At 61.8% G+C, this 16,736-nt stretch carries 17 protein-coding genes; 11 read left to right on the forward strand and 6 right to left on the reverse strand.

Annotation, left to right across the window (positions count from 1 at the left end):
• Positions 1–78 precede the first annotated feature (78 nt).
• Positions 79–1,767, forward strand: coding sequence for a hypothetical protein (locus tag M0D68_RS01915; protein WP_266223642.1), 1,689 nt, complete (start codon positions 79–81; stop codon positions 1,765–1,767).
• A gap of 81 nt (positions 1,768–1,848) precedes the next feature.
• Here M0D68_RS01915 and M0D68_RS01920 read toward each other — a convergent pair whose 3' ends face one another.
• Positions 1,849–2,871 (reverse strand): aldo/keto reductase, encoded by a 1,023-nt coding sequence (locus tag M0D68_RS01920; protein WP_200619672.1) that lies wholly within the window; start codon positions 2,869–2,871, stop codon positions 1,849–1,851.
• A 111-nt stretch (positions 2,872–2,982) separates the two neighbouring features.
• Here M0D68_RS01920 and M0D68_RS01925 point away from each other — a divergent pair, with 111 nt between their 5' ends.
• Positions 2,983–3,894 (forward strand): LysR family transcriptional regulator, encoded by a 912-nt coding sequence (locus tag M0D68_RS01925; protein WP_266223643.1) that lies wholly within the window; start codon positions 2,983–2,985, stop codon positions 3,892–3,894.
• Positions 3,895–3,978: 84 nt separating this feature from the next.
• Here the strand turns inward: M0D68_RS01925 and M0D68_RS01930 are convergent, their stop codons facing one another.
• Complete coding sequence (locus M0D68_RS01930) at positions 3,979–4,311, reverse strand: DUF2322 family protein (RefSeq protein WP_200650805.1); 333 nt, start codon at positions 4,309–4,311, stop codon at positions 3,979–3,981.
• A 219-nt stretch (positions 4,312–4,530) separates the two neighbouring features.
• On the opposite strand from M0D68_RS01930, the gene M0D68_RS01935 reads away from it, so the two are divergent.
• Positions 4,531–4,992, forward strand: coding sequence for a TerB family tellurite resistance protein (locus M0D68_RS01935; protein WP_266223644.1), 462 nt, complete (start codon positions 4,531–4,533; stop codon positions 4,990–4,992).
• Here the strand turns inward: M0D68_RS01935 and M0D68_RS01940 are convergent.
• Positions 4,965–5,846, reverse strand: coding sequence for a LysR family transcriptional regulator (locus tag M0D68_RS01940; protein WP_211707537.1), 882 nt, complete (start codon positions 5,844–5,846; stop codon positions 4,965–4,967). The two genes, M0D68_RS01935 and M0D68_RS01940, sit on opposite strands and share 28 nt — an antisense overlap.
• A 121-nt stretch (positions 5,847–5,967) precedes the next feature.
• On the opposite strand from M0D68_RS01940, the gene M0D68_RS01945 reads away from it, so the two are divergent.
• From M0D68_RS01945 to M0D68_RS01960, 4 genes are all read left to right on the forward strand, one after another.
• Positions 5,968–6,717 carry a TerC family protein gene (locus M0D68_RS01945; protein ID WP_093637129.1) on the forward strand — a complete coding sequence of 250 codons (750 nt, stop codon included), beginning with the start codon at positions 5,968–5,970 and terminating at the stop codon, positions 6,715–6,717.
• A gap of 41 nt (positions 6,718–6,758) precedes the next feature.
• The gene (locus M0D68_RS01950; protein WP_093637126.1) at positions 6,759–7,082 is read left to right on the forward strand and encodes a zf-TFIIB domain-containing protein; all 324 of its coding nucleotides are present in this window, start codon (positions 6,759–6,761) and stop codon (positions 7,080–7,082) included.
• 360 nt (positions 7,083–7,442) lie between these two features.
• Entirely contained in the window at positions 7,443–8,384 is a 942-nt protein-coding gene (locus M0D68_RS01955; protein WP_244863990.1) for a beta-propeller fold lactonase family protein, read from the forward strand.
• Positions 8,385–8,432: 48 nt separating this feature from the next.
• On the forward strand, positions 8,433–9,437 hold the full coding sequence (locus M0D68_RS01960) for a sterol desaturase family protein (protein ID WP_266223645.1): 1,005 nt from the start codon (positions 8,433–8,435) through the stop codon (positions 9,435–9,437).
• 25 nt (positions 9,438–9,462) lie between these two features.
• Here M0D68_RS01960 and M0D68_RS01965 read toward each other — a convergent pair whose 3' ends face one another.
• Complete coding sequence (locus tag M0D68_RS01965) at positions 9,463–10,275, reverse strand: DUF2182 domain-containing protein (RefSeq protein ID WP_266223646.1); 813 nt, start codon at positions 10,273–10,275, stop codon at positions 9,463–9,465.
• Between the two features lie 41 nt (positions 10,276–10,316).
• A complete protein-coding gene (locus tag M0D68_RS01970; RefSeq protein ID WP_200620637.1) occupies positions 10,317–11,090 on the reverse strand; it encodes a DUF899 domain-containing protein in 774 nt (257 codons plus the stop codon).
• A gap of 130 nt (positions 11,091–11,220) precedes the next feature.
• Between M0D68_RS01970 and M0D68_RS01975 the strand changes: the two genes are divergently transcribed.
• Together M0D68_RS01975 and M0D68_RS01980 are read left to right on the forward strand one after the other, a co-directional pair.
• On the forward strand, positions 11,221–12,438 hold the full coding sequence (locus M0D68_RS01975) for a helix-turn-helix domain-containing protein (RefSeq protein ID WP_266223647.1): 1,218 nt from the start codon (positions 11,221–11,223) through the stop codon (positions 12,436–12,438).
• Between the two features lie 13 nt (positions 12,439–12,451).
• Positions 12,452–13,120, forward strand: coding sequence for a glutaminyl-peptide cyclotransferase (locus tag M0D68_RS01980; RefSeq protein ID WP_266223648.1), 669 nt, complete (start codon positions 12,452–12,454; stop codon positions 13,118–13,120).
• A gap of 1 nt (position 13,121) precedes the next feature.
• On the opposite strand, the gene M0D68_RS01985 is transcribed toward M0D68_RS01980, so the two are convergent.
• Entirely contained in the window at positions 13,122–14,021 is a 900-nt protein-coding gene (locus tag M0D68_RS01985) for a LysR family transcriptional regulator (RefSeq protein ID WP_266223649.1), read from the reverse strand.
• 108 nt (positions 14,022–14,129) lie between these two features.
• Between M0D68_RS01985 and M0D68_RS01990 the strand changes: the two genes are divergently transcribed.
• Positions 14,130–15,113, forward strand: a complete 984-nt coding sequence (locus M0D68_RS01990; protein ID WP_266223650.1) for an aldo/keto reductase — start codon at positions 14,130–14,132, stop codon at positions 15,111–15,113.
• A gap of 264 nt (positions 15,114–15,377) precedes the next feature.
• The gene (locus M0D68_RS01995) at positions 15,378–16,724 is read left to right on the forward strand and encodes a 2-hydroxycarboxylate transporter family protein (RefSeq protein WP_093637099.1); all 1,347 of its coding nucleotides are present in this window, start codon (positions 15,378–15,380) and stop codon (positions 16,722–16,724) included.
• Positions 16,725–16,736: the final 12 nt, after the last annotated feature.

Raw genomic sequence — 16,736 nt, forward strand, 5'->3', positions numbered from 1 at the left:
ATGCGTTGATACGGTAACCGGGTTGTACGTGCTAGTCCGTCTGACAAGAACTTCTACTTCCCCACCCGGAACCAACAGATGAAAACGACTCCCGTCTGCAACGCGACACGCCGCCTGTCATTCCCCCGACCGGCTTCCACGGTAGCACTCGTGCTATGCGCCGCCGCCCTCAACGCCCATGCCGAACAGTCCGATTTCCGCGGCGAAAGTCGCTTCGAGCCAGGCTTACTGGTTGTAAGTCGAAGCGTGTACGACAACCTGTCGAGCAACGTTCAGGTTGGCGCGATCCTACCGCCGAATTGCGGAGCCACTCAGGGCGGTTGTAGCGCGGCAACTGGCGCGCCGAACGACGGTACCTATCCGTTTGTTTGGAACAACGATAGTTACGACGCCAGCTTCGGCATCACGTCGCGGATCTTTCTCGATCAGCTCACGCCGTCAGGCGAGTGGGTCAGCTCGCTCGAAGTGCCCAACAGTTTGCAGAAAACGCCGCGACGCGACCAACTCGTCACCAGCTTCAGTTCCAAATCGGAACTCGGCCTGCACCTTTCGCTCGACGGCCAGTACCTGACCTTTATGGGGTATGTCGCGCCGGTGAATACGGTGGATGTGTCCAATTCGAACACGCCAGGTGTAGTCGATCCCACTAATCCGGTGGGGCAGAATTACTATCGGGCAGTCGCTCGCGTCGACCGTGATGGGCACTTCCGCATCACCGAGACGAATGCATATAGCGGCAACAACGGCCGTTCGGCGATTCTGAATAACCGCGATGGCGAAGATTTCTTCTACACAGCCGGCAACGCGGGTAACGGCGCCAACCCTCAACCGGCCGGAGTGGTCATCGGCGCCGGCGCACAATTCATCGACGCCACGAAAAAGCATGAGGCGCAGCAGGACCCGGGCGCACCGACTCCGCTCGCCAGCTTTTCGGTCACTGAACTTGGCGGCCCGGCAGACAAGATCGGCAAGGACGATAACTTCCGTGGCATGACCGTATTCAACAACGTCCTCTACTTTACGAAGGGTAGCGGCAGCAACGGCGTGAACACAGTGTATTTTGTGGACACCACGGGGAAAGCCTGCCCGTCTGGCACAGGTGTGCCGGCTGCGAATGCGGCATTGCCCAGCAAGGCGCTTGCTTACGATTCCGCAACGGTCCAAACCAACGGACTGCCAAACAATATGTGCGTGCTGGCCGGCTTCCCTTCGACGCCCAACAAGACCGCGACTACGCTCTCCTTTCCATTTGGCCTCTGGTTCGCCAACGCGACGACGCTCTATGTCGCGGACGAGGGCGATGGCTACACGGGCGGCCCCGATCTGTACACGCACGCGGCCGCGCAGACTGGCGCGGGTTTGCAGAAGTGGGTGTATAACGCTGGCGCGAAAAAGTGGACGCTCGCCTACACCCTGCAAGCGGGTCTGAACCTGGGGCAGCAATACACGGTTTCCGGATATCCGACCGGCTCCAATGCGGCAACTGGATTGCCGTGGGCACCGGCGACGGATGGGCTGCGCAACCTGACCGGTCGCGTCGAAAATGACGGCACAGTCACGCTCTGGGCAATGACGTCGACCATCAGCGGCAATGGCGATGTGGGCGCCGATCCGAACAAGCTGGTCGCCATTCGCGATCTGCTCGCGAATACGACTGCGACCGGTGCTGCTCGCGAGAAATTCGTCGCGTTGCGAAGTGCGGGCTTTGGCGAGGTATTGCGCGGCGTCTCGTTCACGCCGGGTACTGATCCGGACCACCGTTTCTGACGCGCTGACAATCGGGTGAAGCCACGCCGCGGCGCATTCAAGCGTGCGTGGCTCACCCGGTTTGCACGACCCGTCAACGCATCACGCCGTGTGGCCCTTACTTCCCTGCTCGCTGTCGAGATGCGCCATCTGCGCCGCTGCGTAACGTTCACCTGCGGCGGCCCCATGCGGCACTGCCTGCGCGATCGCGGCCAGATCCTCAGCGCTGAGCGTCACGTCAACTGCACCGAGTGCTTCGGCGAGACGATCACGCCGACGCGCGCCAACCAGCGGCACGATATCGCTGCCCTGCGCCGCAACCCACGCAATCGCGATCTGCGCAACCGAGACGCCTTTAGCATCGGCCACCTTGCGCAACGCATCCACCAGCGCGAGATTGTGATCGACGTTGTCCCCCTGAAATCGCGGACTCATAGCGCGGAAATCGCCTTTCCCCGCGGCGTCCTTGCTCCAGTGGCCGCTGATCAAACCGCGGGATAGCACGCCGTACGCCGTCACGCCGATCCCGAGTTCGCGGCAGGTCGGCAGGATTTCGTCTTCAATGCCACGGGAAATCAGCGAGTACTCGATCTGCAGGTCGCTCACCGGGTGCACCGCTGCCGCACGGCGAATGGTCGTGGCGCCTACTTCGGACAAGCCGACGTGCCGCACATAGCCGGCCTTGATCATGTCGGCAATTGCCCCGACCGTGTCTTCGATCGGCACGTTGGGATCGAGCCGCGCGGGACGGTAGATGTCGATATGATCGACGCCCAGGCGCTGCAGCGAATAGGCGAGAAAGTTTTTGACCGCCGCGGGACGCGCGTCGTAGAGCGACCAGCCACCTGCGGGGTCGCGCATGGCGCCGAACTTCACGCTGATGATCGCCGAGTCGCGGCGTGACGGCGGCGCACTTTTCAGGGCCTCGCCGATCAGGATTTCGTTGTGGCCGGAGCCGTAGAAATCGCCGGTATCGAGCAACGTGATGCCGGCTTCGAGCGCGGCGTGGATCGTAGCGATGCTTTCAGCGCGGTCAGACGGACCGTACATGCCCGACATGCCCATGCAGCCAAGACCGATGGCGGAGCTTTGCGGGCCCGTCTTACCCAATTGAAGTTGCTTCATGATGTCCTCAGTAGGTGCGCCGCAAGAAAGGCGCTTGCGCTGAAGTATCGGTCGATTTCCAGCGTGCGATAATCCACCCCAATCCGGATGACCCGTGCGGAAAAGCGAACAATGCAGGAACCCGACCTGTCCGATTTGAAGGCATTCGTCGCCGTCACACGGGCACGCGGATTCCGCCATGCCGCACTGACGGGCGGCGTGTCAGCCTCATCGCTTAGCGAAGCGGTTCGAAGGCTTGAACAACAGCTTGGCGTCAGACTGCTCAACCGCACGACGCGCAGCGTTACACCAACGGAAGCCGGGCAGCGTCTTTTTGAACGGCTCGCGCCGGCCTTCGGGGAAATCACCATCGCGCTGGACGCGGTGAACCTCTTTCGCGAGAGTCCGACTGGAACCTTGAGATTAAACGTTCCGTCGATCGCGGCAAGAGAAATTCTGCCTGCTCTCCTCTCGCGTTTCCTCGCCGCTCATCCGGGTATCACGGTGGACGTCGGCACCAACGACACCTTCATCGATATCCTCGCGGCGGGCTTCGATGCCGGCATCCGCTATGACGAACGCCTCGAGCGCGACATGATCGCCGTGCCGATCGGCCCACGCGTTCAACATTTCGTCGCGGCGGCCTCGCCGTCCTACCTCGCGGCCCGCGGCACACCGCAACACCCGGGCGAACTGCTGAACCACGCGTGTATTGGACACCGCTTCGACAGTGGCGTGCTCGCGACATGGGAATTCAAGCGAGGAGACGAGGTCGTGCGGATCGAGCCAAACGGACCGATGATCGCCTCAATAATCGAACTGGAGCGAGGCGCGGCCATCGCAGGATTGGGAATCGTCTACTCGTTCGATGAATTTCTACGGCCGGCGATAGAGCAAGGTGCGCTCGTACCGGTGCTCGACGAGTGGTGTCAAACCTTCACTGGACCGTTTCTGTACTACCCGAGCCGGACGCATATGCCGGCTCCGCTCCGGGCGTTCGTTGACTTTATTCTTGCCGGTGAAGAGTCAGGTAGTCATCCGTAGGCAGGGCGTCACGATGAACCGATATGGGTTACGGCGCGGACCGGTGTCACGCGATCCACGCCGTGCCATGCAACAGCAGCGCACTCAGCCCGCTGCAATGACGTCGATGCGCAACGCTTCCCCACCGGCCACAATCGCGAGCAGATGGTCGACGTTCGGGTGTGCACCCGGACGGTTGCGCGCGTCGGCCGTATGCTCGGCGAACACCGCGAGACCATGTTCGGCCGCCTTGGCGTCCAGCGTGCCAAAGGCCTGCTGCAAATAGTTGTACACCGCGAGCGACCCTTGCTTGCCCGGCTTGTTCTCGATGCTGGCCACCACGGCGCCCTTGCCGTCGAGCAGATCGATACGTTCGATACCGTCGATGGCCGGCAGTTGGGCGAGGTTGTCCTTGAACACGTTGCTCGGTTGAATCACTGAAAACACTCCTTCTATTCGGAAAAATGCGGTGAGCCGTATCTTATCCGATAGGGTGTTTTGCATCGTGCTGAACGAGGAGATGTCATGCAGTTCATTGCGGAAGCTTCGGTTTTTCCGAATCTTATCTCCCGAATTAGCAGATTTATCCGTTCCCCAATCTGACGCAGACTGAGGTTCACCACCACTGCGGACATTGTCCGCGCCAGGAGCCCAAACATGCGTACCTATCCGCGCAACAGTCCTCAAGCCGCCGCACGTATCGTCGCGTTGGCACTCACTTCCGACGGACACGTCAGCAGTTCGGAAGAGCTCGCTCTCGAAAGCCTGGATATAGCGGGCCAACTCGGTCTCGCACCAGAGCAATTCGCGCAGATTGTGCAGACGCTGTGCGAGGACCAATCGGTCGCGAACACGCCGTTCGCGCCGCCAGTCGGCCAGATCGGCGCGGCCTTGCTCACCACCTTGTTAGATGAGATCGACGACCCCGCGCTGCGTCGCAAGGTAATGCGCCTGTGTATCGCCGTCGCGATCGCGGACAACTATCTGGCGGATGGTGAAATTGCCTTGCTGGCTGCTGTGTTCAACGCGTGGGGGCCGAAGCCAAACCAGATGGCAAGCCGGCACATCCCGTTGCCGGACGCGCCGTACACTCACGCACGCCCGGCAGCGACCACCTGAGAAGCGAGCGCATGATGTTGTCCGCGTCGCGAGCGGATTGCGTGGATTTCTTCAACCACGCCTTCCGCTCGACCGAGCCAGCGCAGTCCGCGCAGCAGCGCCACATCCCCCGCGCCCAGTTCTGCGAGCGGAAACACGCCGAGGCCACGCGCGGCGAACACCGCCATCAGCGCGCTGTCTTCGAACTCCCCAACAATCCGCGGCCGGATTCCTTCGGTTTCGAACCATCGGTCTATCCGCGCACGCAACGCGCCGTGCCCGGTGGGCAGAAGCACGGGCAGCTCGGCCAGGCACTGCGGAAAACCGGTACGGGCGGCCTTGCGGATGATCTCCGCGGGGCCATACCAGTCGACCGGCGAACCGACGAGGCGCTGGCTCACGACGCGCAGATCCGCATTGTGCGGCGCAGGCTGGCACGCCAGCACGAGATCGAGCCGATGGAGCGCGAGCTCCGACAGCAACTGCGCATGTTCGCCCTCGTGGCAGAGCAGCCTGAGCGACGGCGTTTCAAGCACTGGCGCGAGCAGCGCGTGCGCGGCCAGCTTTGAGATGCCGTCGGAAAGACCCACTGCAAGCCGGGCAACACGCTCGCCGCCCGCCTCGCGCATCTCGTCGAGCAGCGCTTCGCCGATTTGAAAAATCTGTTCCGCGCGATTGAAAGCCGTCTCGCCGGCTTCAGTCATCGTAACGCCGCGCCCTGCCGGTTTGAGCAACTGGCGCCCGATCGATTTCTCCAGTTCGCGCACCTGTGCGCTGATCGTCTGAACCGCCATGTCGAGACGCTCGGCCGCACGCGCGAAGCCGCCCTCTTTCACGACGATCCAGAAATAGTAGAGATGGCGATAGTTAAGCATGTTGGCGACACTTCGAAAAAATCGATATATCGCTCAGATTATCACTGATTTATCCGAACCATGAAGACGGCGATGATAACGGCATACCGACGTTGCCTGTCACCCTTTGCTTACGGACCCCATGGACTCTTTACTCACACTCGCCGCCGACCCCGCCGCATGGGCTGCGCTTCTCACGCTGGTCGTGATGGAAATCGTGCTCGGCATCGACAACCTGATCTTCATCTCGATCCTCAGCAACAAGCTGCCGGAAGCGCAGCGCGCTCGCGTTCAGCGCATGGGCATCATGCTTGCGCTCGTGCTACGGCTCGCCCTGCTCGGCACCGTCGCGTGGATTGCGCAACTGACCGCGCCTGCCGTGACGCTGTTCGGCCACGCGTTTTCATGGCGCGATCTGATCCTGCTCGGCGGCGGCCTGTTCCTCGTCTGGAAGGCAACGAGCGAAATTCGCCACCACGTCGTTCATGCGGAAGAAGTACGCGACAAGGCCAGCACGACCGTGCAGTTGACCGCGATGGCTGCAATTGGACAGATCCTTGTGCTCGATATCGTGTTCTCGGTCGACAGCATCATCACTGCCGTCGGGATGACCGAGCACATGCCGATCATGTTCGTTGCCGTGATTGCTGCAGTCACCGTGATGCTGTTCGCCGCCAACCCGCTGTCGCGCTTCATTGACCGTAATCCGACCATCGTCATGCTCGCGCTCGGTTTCCTGCTCGTGATCGGCATGACGCTCATCGCGGAAGGTTTTGGTTCACACGTGCCGAAAGCTTACATCTACGCGGCTATGGCGTTCTCCGCGTTTGTCGAGGCACTCAACATGCTCGTGCGCCGGGCGAATTCGAAGCGCATGGTTAGCGCGGAGTAACGAGCGCTAGATGAATTTTTTTACTCTTGAGGAGCAACGAAATGAAATGTCCCGTTTGCAAGACCACTGACCTGCTGATGACCGAGCGACGCTCAATCGAAATCGACTACTGCCCGGTATGCAGGGGCGTCTGGCTCGATCGCGGCGAACTCGACAAGCTGATTGCGCAGGACGCCGGCGGCGATGACGCGCAGGCTAACGCTACCGCACGCACGAGCCGCGACAGCTATCCGGATCGGGATCGAGATCGGGAACGGCATCGCGACCACGCGTACGACAACAACCGCACGTATGACAATCACCGGACGGATTATCGGGGACACAAGAAGAAGCGCTCGCTTTTCGACATGTTCGATTTCGATTGAAGGTGTCCGCGGGAGAAGAATCAGGCAGCAGTTATCAGATGAAAGGCGCGAGCTGTTATCAGACAGCCGCGCCTTTTCCTTTTCGTCTCTGACGTTGCCTCAGCCGGCGTCGAACCCTTCATACAAATAACAACGTGTCGCGTGTCATCGACAGAGCGAAGTGGTGCGTTAAGCCGTTAACGGTGTAGGTGTGGCGCGCGTTAGCCACGACCCACGCCGCGCGCGCTGAATCCCCTGCGCCCGCCGCCATGATGTTCCCCCAAATTGTTTTCCTGCCCGTCCATCGTTCAGATGCCACTTTCTATCGTTTCGATTACAAAGACCTGCGCGCTTGCCGCGCTAACGTATTGCACGCTAACCATGGCGATGCCGGCGCAGGCAGCCGACAACGTGATCGTGCTCGACTCCGGCGAAGCCCAACTGACGCTGATCGATCCCGCTACGCATAAGGTCATCGGCACCGAGCCGACCGGCAAGGAACCGCACCATCTGATGATTACGCCCGACGGCCACTCGCTGATCGTCGCGGATTCGATCTCGAACGATCTGATGTTTCTCGATCCGCACACCGGGAAGGTGCAGCGCAAGGTCGACGATATTGAAGATCCCTATCAGCTCGGTTTCTCGCCCGATCACAAATGGTTCGTGACGGCAGGTCTGCGACTGGATCGCGTCGACGTGTACCACTACGACGGCCAGAACATGACGCTCGCCAAACGCGTCCCGCTCTCGAAGACGCCGAGCCACATGACGTTCTCGTCCGACAGCAAGACCGTCTTCGTCACACTGCAAGACACCGGCGAGGTGGCCGCGATCGATCTGGCGACGCAGACGGTGCTGTGGAAACTGCATGTGGGCAACACACCCGCCGGCCTCTGGATGACGCCAGGCGACCGCTATCTGTTGATCGGCATGACGGGCGAAGACGATGTGGCCGTGGTCGACTGGCACAAACAACAAGTCGTGAAAAGAATTCAGACCGGGCGCGGCGCGCACAACTTCCGCAACCTCGACGACGGCCAGCACATAGCGCTCACGAACCGCGTGGAAAGCACAATCAGCATTCTCGATTACAACACGCTGACGAAGACTGCCGACATCACCGGACTCATGCCCGGCCCTGACGACATGGAACTGTCTTCGGATCGCCGCTACCTGTGGGTCACATTCCGTTTTTCGCGGCATGTCGGCATCATTGATCTGACGACATATAAACTTATCGACACGATCGCGGTCGGACGTTCACCGCATGGTTTGTATTTCGCCAATCGTGCGCCCGTCTATGCGCCCAATCCAGACTGAACAGGCTTTCGTTTTGATGACAGCACCCGCAATTTCACGAGGTTTTTGATGATCCACGAAATCCTCGCGCTACTCGACAACGGCATCTCGACGTTGCAGACACTCCTGTACGTCGACGTGGTGCAGCCGTTTTTCTATCGCTTCGGCCTGATGGGATACGACGAGGACACCTACGATGCACTCTACTGGGTGATCGTCGGCGTGCTGGAAATCCTGGTCACGTATATCGCCTTGCGGCCGCTGGAAGCGCTGCGGCCCGTCGAGGCGTGGTCCGATCGAAAAGCGCTGCGCGCCGATGTGATCTACACGTGGATCGCCAAGCTCGGCATCGTCAATATCGCGTTCTTCTTCATGCTGCAGCCGCTGTTCAATCACTGGCAGAGTTTGATGGCGATCTACAACGTGCCGAACATCGACATCGACGGACTGTGGCCGGGCGTCACCGATCAACCGGTCGTGTCGTTCCTTATCTACCTGATCGTGCTCGATTTCTTCGGCTACTGGTATCACCGCTGGCAGCATCGCTTCGGCGTGTGGTGGGAACTGCACGCGGTGCACCACAGCCAGCAGCAGATGTCGTTGTGGGCCGACGACCGCAATCACTTTCTCGACGACATCATTCAGGCCGCGTTCTTCGCCGCGATTTCGCTGTTCATCGGCGTGCAGCCGACGCAGTTCGTCGTGCTGGTTGCGGTCGGCAACTTCATGCAGAGCGTGCAGCACGTGAACGCGCGCTTGCCGTATGGATGGCTGCTCGAACGCACGATCGTAAGCCCGATTTTTCATCGGCGTCATCATGCAATTGGCTACGGCCATGAAGGCACGCGCTACGGCTGTAACTTCGGCGTGCTGTTTCCGTGGTGGGACATGATGTTCAGGACCGCGTCGTGGGACCGTACTGTCGAGCCGACCGGCATCCGTGACCAGTTGCCCGTGCCGCACGGCGCAGCGCGTTCCTATGGCGACGGGTTGATCGCACAGCAATGGCGCGCCTTTGGCCGCATCGCGATGCGGCTGCGGGGACAACGCAATTACGGTGGCGTGACGGACTGATTGTCATTGGGATGGAGCGGGTGAATCATCCCAAGCCCGCTGCTCGCACGATCAGCAACACGCCTGCGCCGACGATACCAACTCCAATCAAGCGCGCCGCCCGCTCGCCACGCGGCGCAAGACGTTCAACGGTGATGGCCGCCGTCACAGCGGCCATCACACGCAGATCCATGACCCCGGCAACGAGCAGGACCGTCGTCAGGCCGGCGCAGCAGTAGCTGCACTGCAAGCCCAAGTGCAGGCCGTGGCGCCATGCCGTGGCGGCGTCCGCGGGCAACGCGGGCAACATGAGGCAGCGTCCCCGTGTTGCGCGACAGCAGGCAAGACGCCGGGCCTTCCACGCCGTGAACTGCAGCGCCCCGGCGATCAGCACAATCACACCCATTGCGAACGGAACGGCTCGCGCCAGCGCCGGCTGTTGCATTTCGAGCGCCGCCAGCGCAGCACCGAGCGGAAATGCGGCCATGCCGAACGCGGTCCACATGAAGAAATACCCCGCGCCCACCACCACCGTCAGCCAGCCCAAACCTGTTACGCCCGCCCCGCCGACGGCCTCGCGATAGCGCAACAGCATGGGGACGAGCGATGGCAGCATCATCGCGACCATCATCACCACCCACATGCCAAGGAACGACGCCGCGAGGCCAGACCACGTTTGTCCGCACATCGGCATCCACGCCGCCGACATCGTCCAGCCGCCGGGCATCGGCATCTCACCCATCGCTGACATGGACGCAGCGCCGACGATCGTCACCGCCGTGCTGACGGTGAAGAGTAACGCCGAGACACCGAAGAAAGCCCGCTGCGAAGCGCGCGCTTCGATCGAGTGCCCCGGCATCTCCCGTCCTCCGATTGCGCTAACGTGTTCCATCATCTGGCTCAGCGCGTCGTCTCGTACTCGTCGTGACGCTTCCACCAGACGCCTGTCTCGTTACGGCCCTTCGGCGCGCGGTCCAGCCACTGATACATACCCCAGATGCCGTCCACGCCGCGCGCATAGGTGGAATACGTGTGATAGACGACACCGTCCTCGAGTACGAACGCACTCAGACCCGGCCTGTCGCGCGTGTACGTCGCCGCGTCGGTTCCGCATGTAGCCGCGAACTGGGCGACGGGCTCCGGAACGACCTGGGTTTCGTCCATCGCGTGGCCGCCACGCTCGTAGTTGTATTCGATGCTTCCTTCGCGCTGCTGCGCCTCCGTGAACGCGATGTTGAAGTCGAAGTTAAAGTCGCTGCCAGCCGAGGAAGCCCACGGGAACGTCCAGCCCATCCGGCGCTGATACGCCTGCAGCTTCTCCAACGGCGCCCGCGATACCGCCGACAGCGTGACGTCGTGATTCGCCAGATGAACGACGAAGCCGTCGAACCCATCGGCGATCGATGAGCACGACGGGCATCCCGCTTTGTAGTCGGGTCCGAACATGAAGTGGTACACGAGAAGTTGCGAGCGTCCTTTGAAGAGGTCCGCCAACGAGGCGCGTCCCGCGGCAGTTTCGAATGTGTACGCCTTGTCGATTCGCACCCACGGCAGTGCCTGCCGTTGCTGCACCAGCGCGTCGCTCTGCCGCGTGAGCGCCTTCTCCGCCTTGAGCAGTTCGATCCGCGCCGCCAGCCACTCGTCACGCGTCCCGGTTTGATGTGTCGTGGTCATGCTTCCCTCCTTGGGAGTCCTTCGTCGATCGTTCAGTTGTCGATACGACGAACTGGTTGGTGGTCGTGCTAGATTAGCCACGGGCACCCGAACGGTGGGAGTGACAAGTGTGGCGGGATTCGAATAGACCATGGACTCGCTAGTGACGGCTGCGGCGCGGGCGCTCGCGGCGGGCGACCCGCTCGGCGCACTGAATCGCGTCGCCTTGCGTGACGATGCAGCCGCGCTCGCGCTGCGAGGCATCGCGATGGCGCAGCTCGGCGATCTCGTTCGGGCAAAAGCGCTGGTGCGAAGCGCGGCGCGCGCCTTCGGCCCGAAAGCGCCGGTGGCCCGCGCGCGGTGCGTGGTCGCCGAGGCCGAAATCGCGCTCGCCTCGCGCGATCTGGGCTGGCCCGCAAAAGCGCTCGACGCCGCGCGGGCAACGCTCGAAGCCCATGGCGACCGGCTGAACGCCGCGCATGCGCGGTATCTCGAAGTCCGGCGCCTCCTTCTGATCGGACGCCTCGACGAGGCCGAGCGCCTGCTCGTCCACCTCGATCCCACGCCCTTCCCGCCCGCGCTGCGCGCCGCCCACGAGCTGGTCGTCGCGGGGATCGCGATGCGCCGCCTGCAGACGAAAACAGCGCGTGCCGCGCTCGCGAAAGCCGAGCAGGCCGCACGTCACGCAGGTATCCCGTCGCTGACGGCAGAGGTCGAGAGCGCACGCCTTCTGCTGGACACGCCCGCGGCTCGTCTGATTGCACATGGCGAAGAGCGTCTGCTCGTGCTCGAGGAAGTTGAGGCGTTACTCGCGTCGAAGGCGCTCGTGGTGGACGCGTGCCGTTACGTCATACGTGAAGCAAACATCGTGGTTCCGCTTGCGAGGCGTCCCGTGTTGTTCGCGCTAGCCCGCGCACTGGCTGAAGCATGGCCCGAAGACGTAGCAAGGGACACCCTCATCGCGCGCGCATTCCGGACCAAGCATGCCGATGAATCGCACCGCGCACGGTTGCGCGTCGAAGTCGGACGGCTTCGCGCATTGCTTGGGCCGCTGGCCGGCGTGAGCGCGACGAAGCGCGGTTTTGCATTAGTGCCGCACGGCGCGCGCGAGGTCGTCGTGCTTGCACGGCCGGTCGAAGAGCCGCATGCGATGGTGCTCGCCTTCCTCGCCGACGGTGAGTCGTGGTCGAGCTCGGCGCTCGCGATTGCGCTGGACGCCAGTCAACGCACCATGCAGCGGGCACTCGATTCGCTGGCGGCAGCCGGCAAGGTTCAGTCGTTCGGCCGCGGGCGCGCACGACGCTGGGTGACGCCGCCCATGCCCGGATTCACGACCACTTTGTTACTCCCCGCTCCCCCTACCGAGTGATTAGGATCGAAACATGAACAAATCAACCGCCAAAATCATCCGTGAATATGGGCCCTTTCCGGGCGTCAACCAGGTGGGGGGCGTCACGTACGACGGTCAGCGTGTCTGGATTGCCGCCGGAGACAAGCTGAACGCCTTCGATCCCGTGAGCGGAGAAACGCTGCGCTCGTTCGATGTCGCCGCGCAGGCAGGCACGGCCTTCGACGGCCAGCACCTGTTCCAGATTGCCGACGATCTCATCCAGAAGATCGATCCGGATACCGGCCACGTGCTCGCCACCATTCCGGCGCCCGGCGGCGGTGGCAACTCAGGGCTCGCGTGGGCCGAAGGCACGCTCTGGGTGGGCCGGTATCAGGACCGGAAGATCCACCAGCTCGATCCCCAAACCGGCGCGATTCTGCGCACGATCGAGTCCAACCGCTTCGTCACCGGCGTCACCTGGAGCAACGGAGAGCTCTGGCACGGCACCTGGGAAGACGACGCGAGCGAGTTGAGGCGCGTCGATCCAGATACGGGAGAAGTGCTGGAGAGCCTGGAGATGCCGCCCGGCCTAACCGTGTCGGGTCTGGAAGCCGACGGCGGCGATCTGTTCTTCTGCGGCGGCGGCAACAGCGGCAAGGTGCGAGCCGTACGCCGCCCCGCGCGAAACGCCGAGGTCCCCGTCGAGTCCGCGAGCGAGTAATTTACCGCTTGCTTACCCAGTCGCGCACCGCTTGCGCGAACAATCTCAGTGCGATCGGCGGATGGCGGTTCGCGGGGTAATAGAGGCACAAACCGGGGAAAGTCGGACTCCATTCAGGCAGCAAATGGATGAGGCGCCCCGACGCCAGATGCTCCGACACATGATATTCCGGAACCCAGGCAATGCCGATACCGGCGAGGGCGGCCTCGATCACCAGATTGAGATTGCCGAGCGTCATCGGCCCAGCAACATCGATATTCGCTCTTTTGCCCCGATGTTCGAGATCCCACCGGGGAAGTACGCCGCTATCAAAGCGAAAGCGGATGCACCGGTGCTGCATCAGGTCGTGCGGCGCTTTCGGCGGTACGTGATGCGCAAGATAGTCCGGCGAAGCTACCGCTGCGAAACGCATGTCGCCCCCGAAGCGGATGGCGATCATATCGCGCGGCACGTCGTCATAGACGCGTATGCCGGCGTCGAAGCCATCGGCCACGATATCCACAAGCCGTGTGTCCACGACGAACTCGACGTGAATGTCGGGATATGCCGCGAGGAAGTCAGGAAGAACATGCCGGATCAGCGGTCTCACTGACGCCTCCGACGCACTGATCCGGATCGATCCCGACGGCCGGTCGTGTTCCGACGCGACCTGATTCACCGCCTCTTCCAGATCCGCGATGGCGGGCCGCACCCGCCGCAGGAGCTGCTCACCCGCCTCGGTGAGCGCAACGGATCTTGTTGTGCGGTTAAGCAGCCGCACCGCCAACCGAGCCTCCAGACCCCGCATTGAATGACTCAGCGCCGAGGGCGAGACCCCCAGCGTACGCGCCGCCGCGCGAAAGCTTCGCTGGTCGGCAATGGCGACGAATGCAGTTAGTTCGGACAGACCGGCGCGCGCCATAGATGAATTTTCCTCAATGCCCTGTGCAATTCTAGCCAGATTGTTGAGCCAATCACAACAGCATGAGATCGTTGGCGTCAACCGACATCGCACGAAAGGAGCAAGAACATGCAACATCGCAAGCTTGGAAACAGCGGTCTCGACGTATCGGCGCTTGGCCTCGGCTGCATGGGTTTGAGCTATGGCTATGGCCCCGCGACCGAAAAGTCCGAAGGCATCAAACTGATCCGGTCCGCTTTCGAACAGGGTGTGACGTTCTTCGATACCGCTGAAGCCTACGGACCGTTTTTTAACGAGGAACTCGTCGGCGAGGCGCTAGCGCCGTTTCGCGATCAGGTGGTGATCGCCACCAAGTTCGGTTTCAAGGACGGCGACGTGAGCCAAGGCCTGGACAGTCGGCCCGAGCGCATTCGTGCGGTCGTCGAGGCTTCGTTGAAGCGCCTGAACACCGATCGCATCGACCTGTTCTACCAGCATCGTGTCGACCCGAACGTGCCGATCGAAGACGTCGCCGGCGCCGTCAAGGAGTTGATCCAGCAGGGCAAGGTGAAGCACTTCGGTCTCTCCGAAGCCGGCGCGAATTCGATTCGTCGTGCCCATGCCGTGCAACCCGTGGCGGCACTACAAAGCGAGTACTCGATGTGGTGGCGCGAGCCGGAAGAAACGGTGCTCCCCACGCTGGAGGAACTGGGCATCGGGTTCGTGCCGTTCAGCCCGCTCGGCAAGGGTTTCCTCACCGGCGCCATCGACGCGAACACCGCGTTCGACAAAACCGATTTCCGCAGTATCGTGCCGCGCTTCTCGGAGGAGAACCGCAAGGCCAATGCGGGCCTCGTCGAAGTGCTGGGCCGGATCGCGGACGGCAAAGGTGCTACCCGCGCCCAGATCGCTCTCGCCTGGTTGCTGGCGCAGAAGCCGTGGATTGTGCCGATTCCGGGTACGACCAAGCTGCATCGACTGACAGAGAACATCGGCGCGGCCGCAGTCGAACTGTCAGCTGACGATCTGTCGGCCATCGAAGCGGCCCTGCATGAGGTCAAGGTTGTCGGCGATCGGTACCCGGCGCATCTGCAGCAGCGCGTGAATCGCTAATGCGCCTGGCGCGCCTGATCTCTACCTGACAGCGGGTTGGGCACAACGCGTGGTAGGGGTATGCACGGTACCCCGTGCCGTGCACACGATGCTACGCTTGGAGTTCTTTGCGCACGACACTAACTAAACGCAGATTTCAGCCAAACATCGCACAACTCGTCTAGCCGCCACGGAATACATGACGAGTGTCTTTGGCACTCCACAAAGTCGATAGCGAACTGAAAAAGCGGCGCAAGCAACCGAATATCCGTTCAGGAGACTTCGATGAAGACAGCGGCTTCCACCCCTCTACCGCCGGATCAGGCGAAGAAGCAGGCCTTCTGGCCCCAAGGATGGTGGAGGCTGATGGAAATCCGCATCGGCATCATTCCGCTGCCGATCTACATCATTGCCGGCGCGCTCATCGCAGTGCTTGTCTATATCGACAAGCTGCCGAATGAGATCTCGCTCGTGATTGTCATGTTTGCGTTCTTCGGTTTCACGCTGGCCGAAATCGGTAAGCGCATTCCGGGTATTCGCGCGATCGGCGCCGCTGCCATCTTTGCGACCTTTATCCCGTCCGCGCTGGTGTACTACAAGTTGCTGCCTGTGCAGATCGTGAAGGTCACGATCGAGTTCACCAAGTCCACCAATTTTCTTTACCTGTTTATTGCGTCCATTATTGTGGGCAGCATTCTGAGCATGGACCGGCAGGTGCTGATCAAGGGCTTCCTCAAGATCTTCGTGCCGCTCGGTATCGGAACGATCGTGGCCGGCGCCGTTGGTACAGCCGTCGGCACCGCGCTGGGACTTGGCGCCTATCACACGTTCTTTTTTATCGTCGTACCGATCATGGCTGGCGGAGTCGGCGAAGGGGCCATTCCGCTGACCGTTGGATACGCCGGAATCCTGCATCAGGATCCAGGTGTGCTGTTTGCGACCGTTCTGCCTCCTGTCATGCTCGGCAGCCTGGCGGCGATCATTTTCGCCGGCACGTTGAACTTCGTCGGCAAGCGATACCCTCGTTTCACCGGCGAAGGGCGTTTGCAGCCTGGCGAGCACGACGAGATGGACCCTGCCCAGCAAGAAATCTCGGGGCATATGGATGTGACCCACATCGCCGCGGCGGGCATCACCGCACTGACGCTCTACGTTGTAGGCATCTTGTGCCAGCGGCTGTTCGGCCTGCCGGCGCCGGTCGCGATGCTTTTTATCGCGGTGGTCGTGAAGCTCACGCAAGCGGTGTCTCCCCAGTTGCAGCAGGGCGCTTACATCGTGTACAAGTTTTTTTCCACCGCGGTCACCTACCCGCTGCTGTTCGCCATTGGCGTGTCGCTGACGCCATGGGACAAGCTGATGGCTTCCTTCACCCTGCCGACCCTCATCACCATCGTGTCAACCGTCGCCACCCTGATGGCAGTCGGCGCTCTGGTGGGGTACTGGATGAAGATGTATCCGATCGACGCGGCCATCGTGAACGCCTGCCACAGCGGCCAGGGCGGCACGGGCGACGTCGCCATCCTGACTGCCGCCAATCGCATGACGCTGATGCCGTTCGCGCAGATCGCGACGCGGATCGGCGGTGCGATTACCGTGACGACCGTGCTAATTGTGCTGTCGCGGGTTACCTAGGCAGTATCTCTC

It is taken from the genome of Paraburkholderia sp. SEWSISQ10-3 4 (assembly GCF_030464785.1).
Taxonomy (GTDB): Bacteria; Pseudomonadota; Gammaproteobacteria; order Burkholderiales; family Burkholderiaceae; genus Paraburkholderia; species Paraburkholderia aspalathi.

Coding starts and splice junctions, on each gene's coding strand:
- M0D68_RS01915 (WP_266223642.1), top strand. CDS start 79: ATGAAAACGACTCCCGTCTGCAACGCGACACGCCGCCTGTCATTCCCC.
- M0D68_RS01985 (WP_266223649.1), bottom strand. CDS start 14,021: ATGGCGCGCGCCGGTCTGTCCGAACTAACTGCATTCGTCGCCATTGCC.
- M0D68_RS01975 (WP_266223647.1), top strand. CDS start 11,221: ATGGACTCGCTAGTGACGGCTGCGGCGCGGGCGCTCGCGGCGGGCGAC.
- M0D68_RS01955 (WP_244863990.1), top strand. CDS start 7,443: ATGGCGATGCCGGCGCAGGCAGCCGACAACGTGATCGTGCTCGACTCC.
- M0D68_RS01960 (WP_266223645.1), top strand. CDS start 8,433: ATGATCCACGAAATCCTCGCGCTACTCGACAACGGCATCTCGACGTTG.
- M0D68_RS01970 (WP_200620637.1), bottom strand. CDS start 11,090: ATGACCACGACACATCAAACCGGGACGCGTGACGAGTGGCTGGCGGCG.
- M0D68_RS01995 (WP_093637099.1), top strand. CDS start 15,378: ATGAAGACAGCGGCTTCCACCCCTCTACCGCCGGATCAGGCGAAGAAG.
- M0D68_RS01935 (WP_266223644.1), top strand. CDS start 4,531: ATGCGTACCTATCCGCGCAACAGTCCTCAAGCCGCCGCACGTATCGTC.
- M0D68_RS01980 (WP_266223648.1), top strand. CDS start 12,452: ATGAACAAATCAACCGCCAAAATCATCCGTGAATATGGGCCCTTTCCG.
- M0D68_RS01940 (WP_211707537.1), bottom strand. CDS start 5,846: ATGCTTAACTATCGCCATCTCTACTATTTCTGGATCGTCGTGAAAGAG.
- M0D68_RS01990 (WP_266223650.1), top strand. CDS start 14,130: ATGCAACATCGCAAGCTTGGAAACAGCGGTCTCGACGTATCGGCGCTT.
- M0D68_RS01925 (WP_266223643.1), top strand. CDS start 2,983: ATGCAGGAACCCGACCTGTCCGATTTGAAGGCATTCGTCGCCGTCACA.
- M0D68_RS01965 (WP_266223646.1), bottom strand. CDS start 10,275: ATGCCGGGGCACTCGATCGAAGCGCGCGCTTCGCAGCGGGCTTTCTTC.
- M0D68_RS01950 (WP_093637126.1), top strand. CDS start 6,759: ATGAAATGTCCCGTTTGCAAGACCACTGACCTGCTGATGACCGAGCGA.
- M0D68_RS01920 (WP_200619672.1), bottom strand. CDS start 2,871: ATGAAGCAACTTCAATTGGGTAAGACGGGCCCGCAAAGCTCCGCCATC.
- M0D68_RS01945 (WP_093637129.1), top strand. CDS start 5,968: ATGGACTCTTTACTCACACTCGCCGCCGACCCCGCCGCATGGGCTGCG.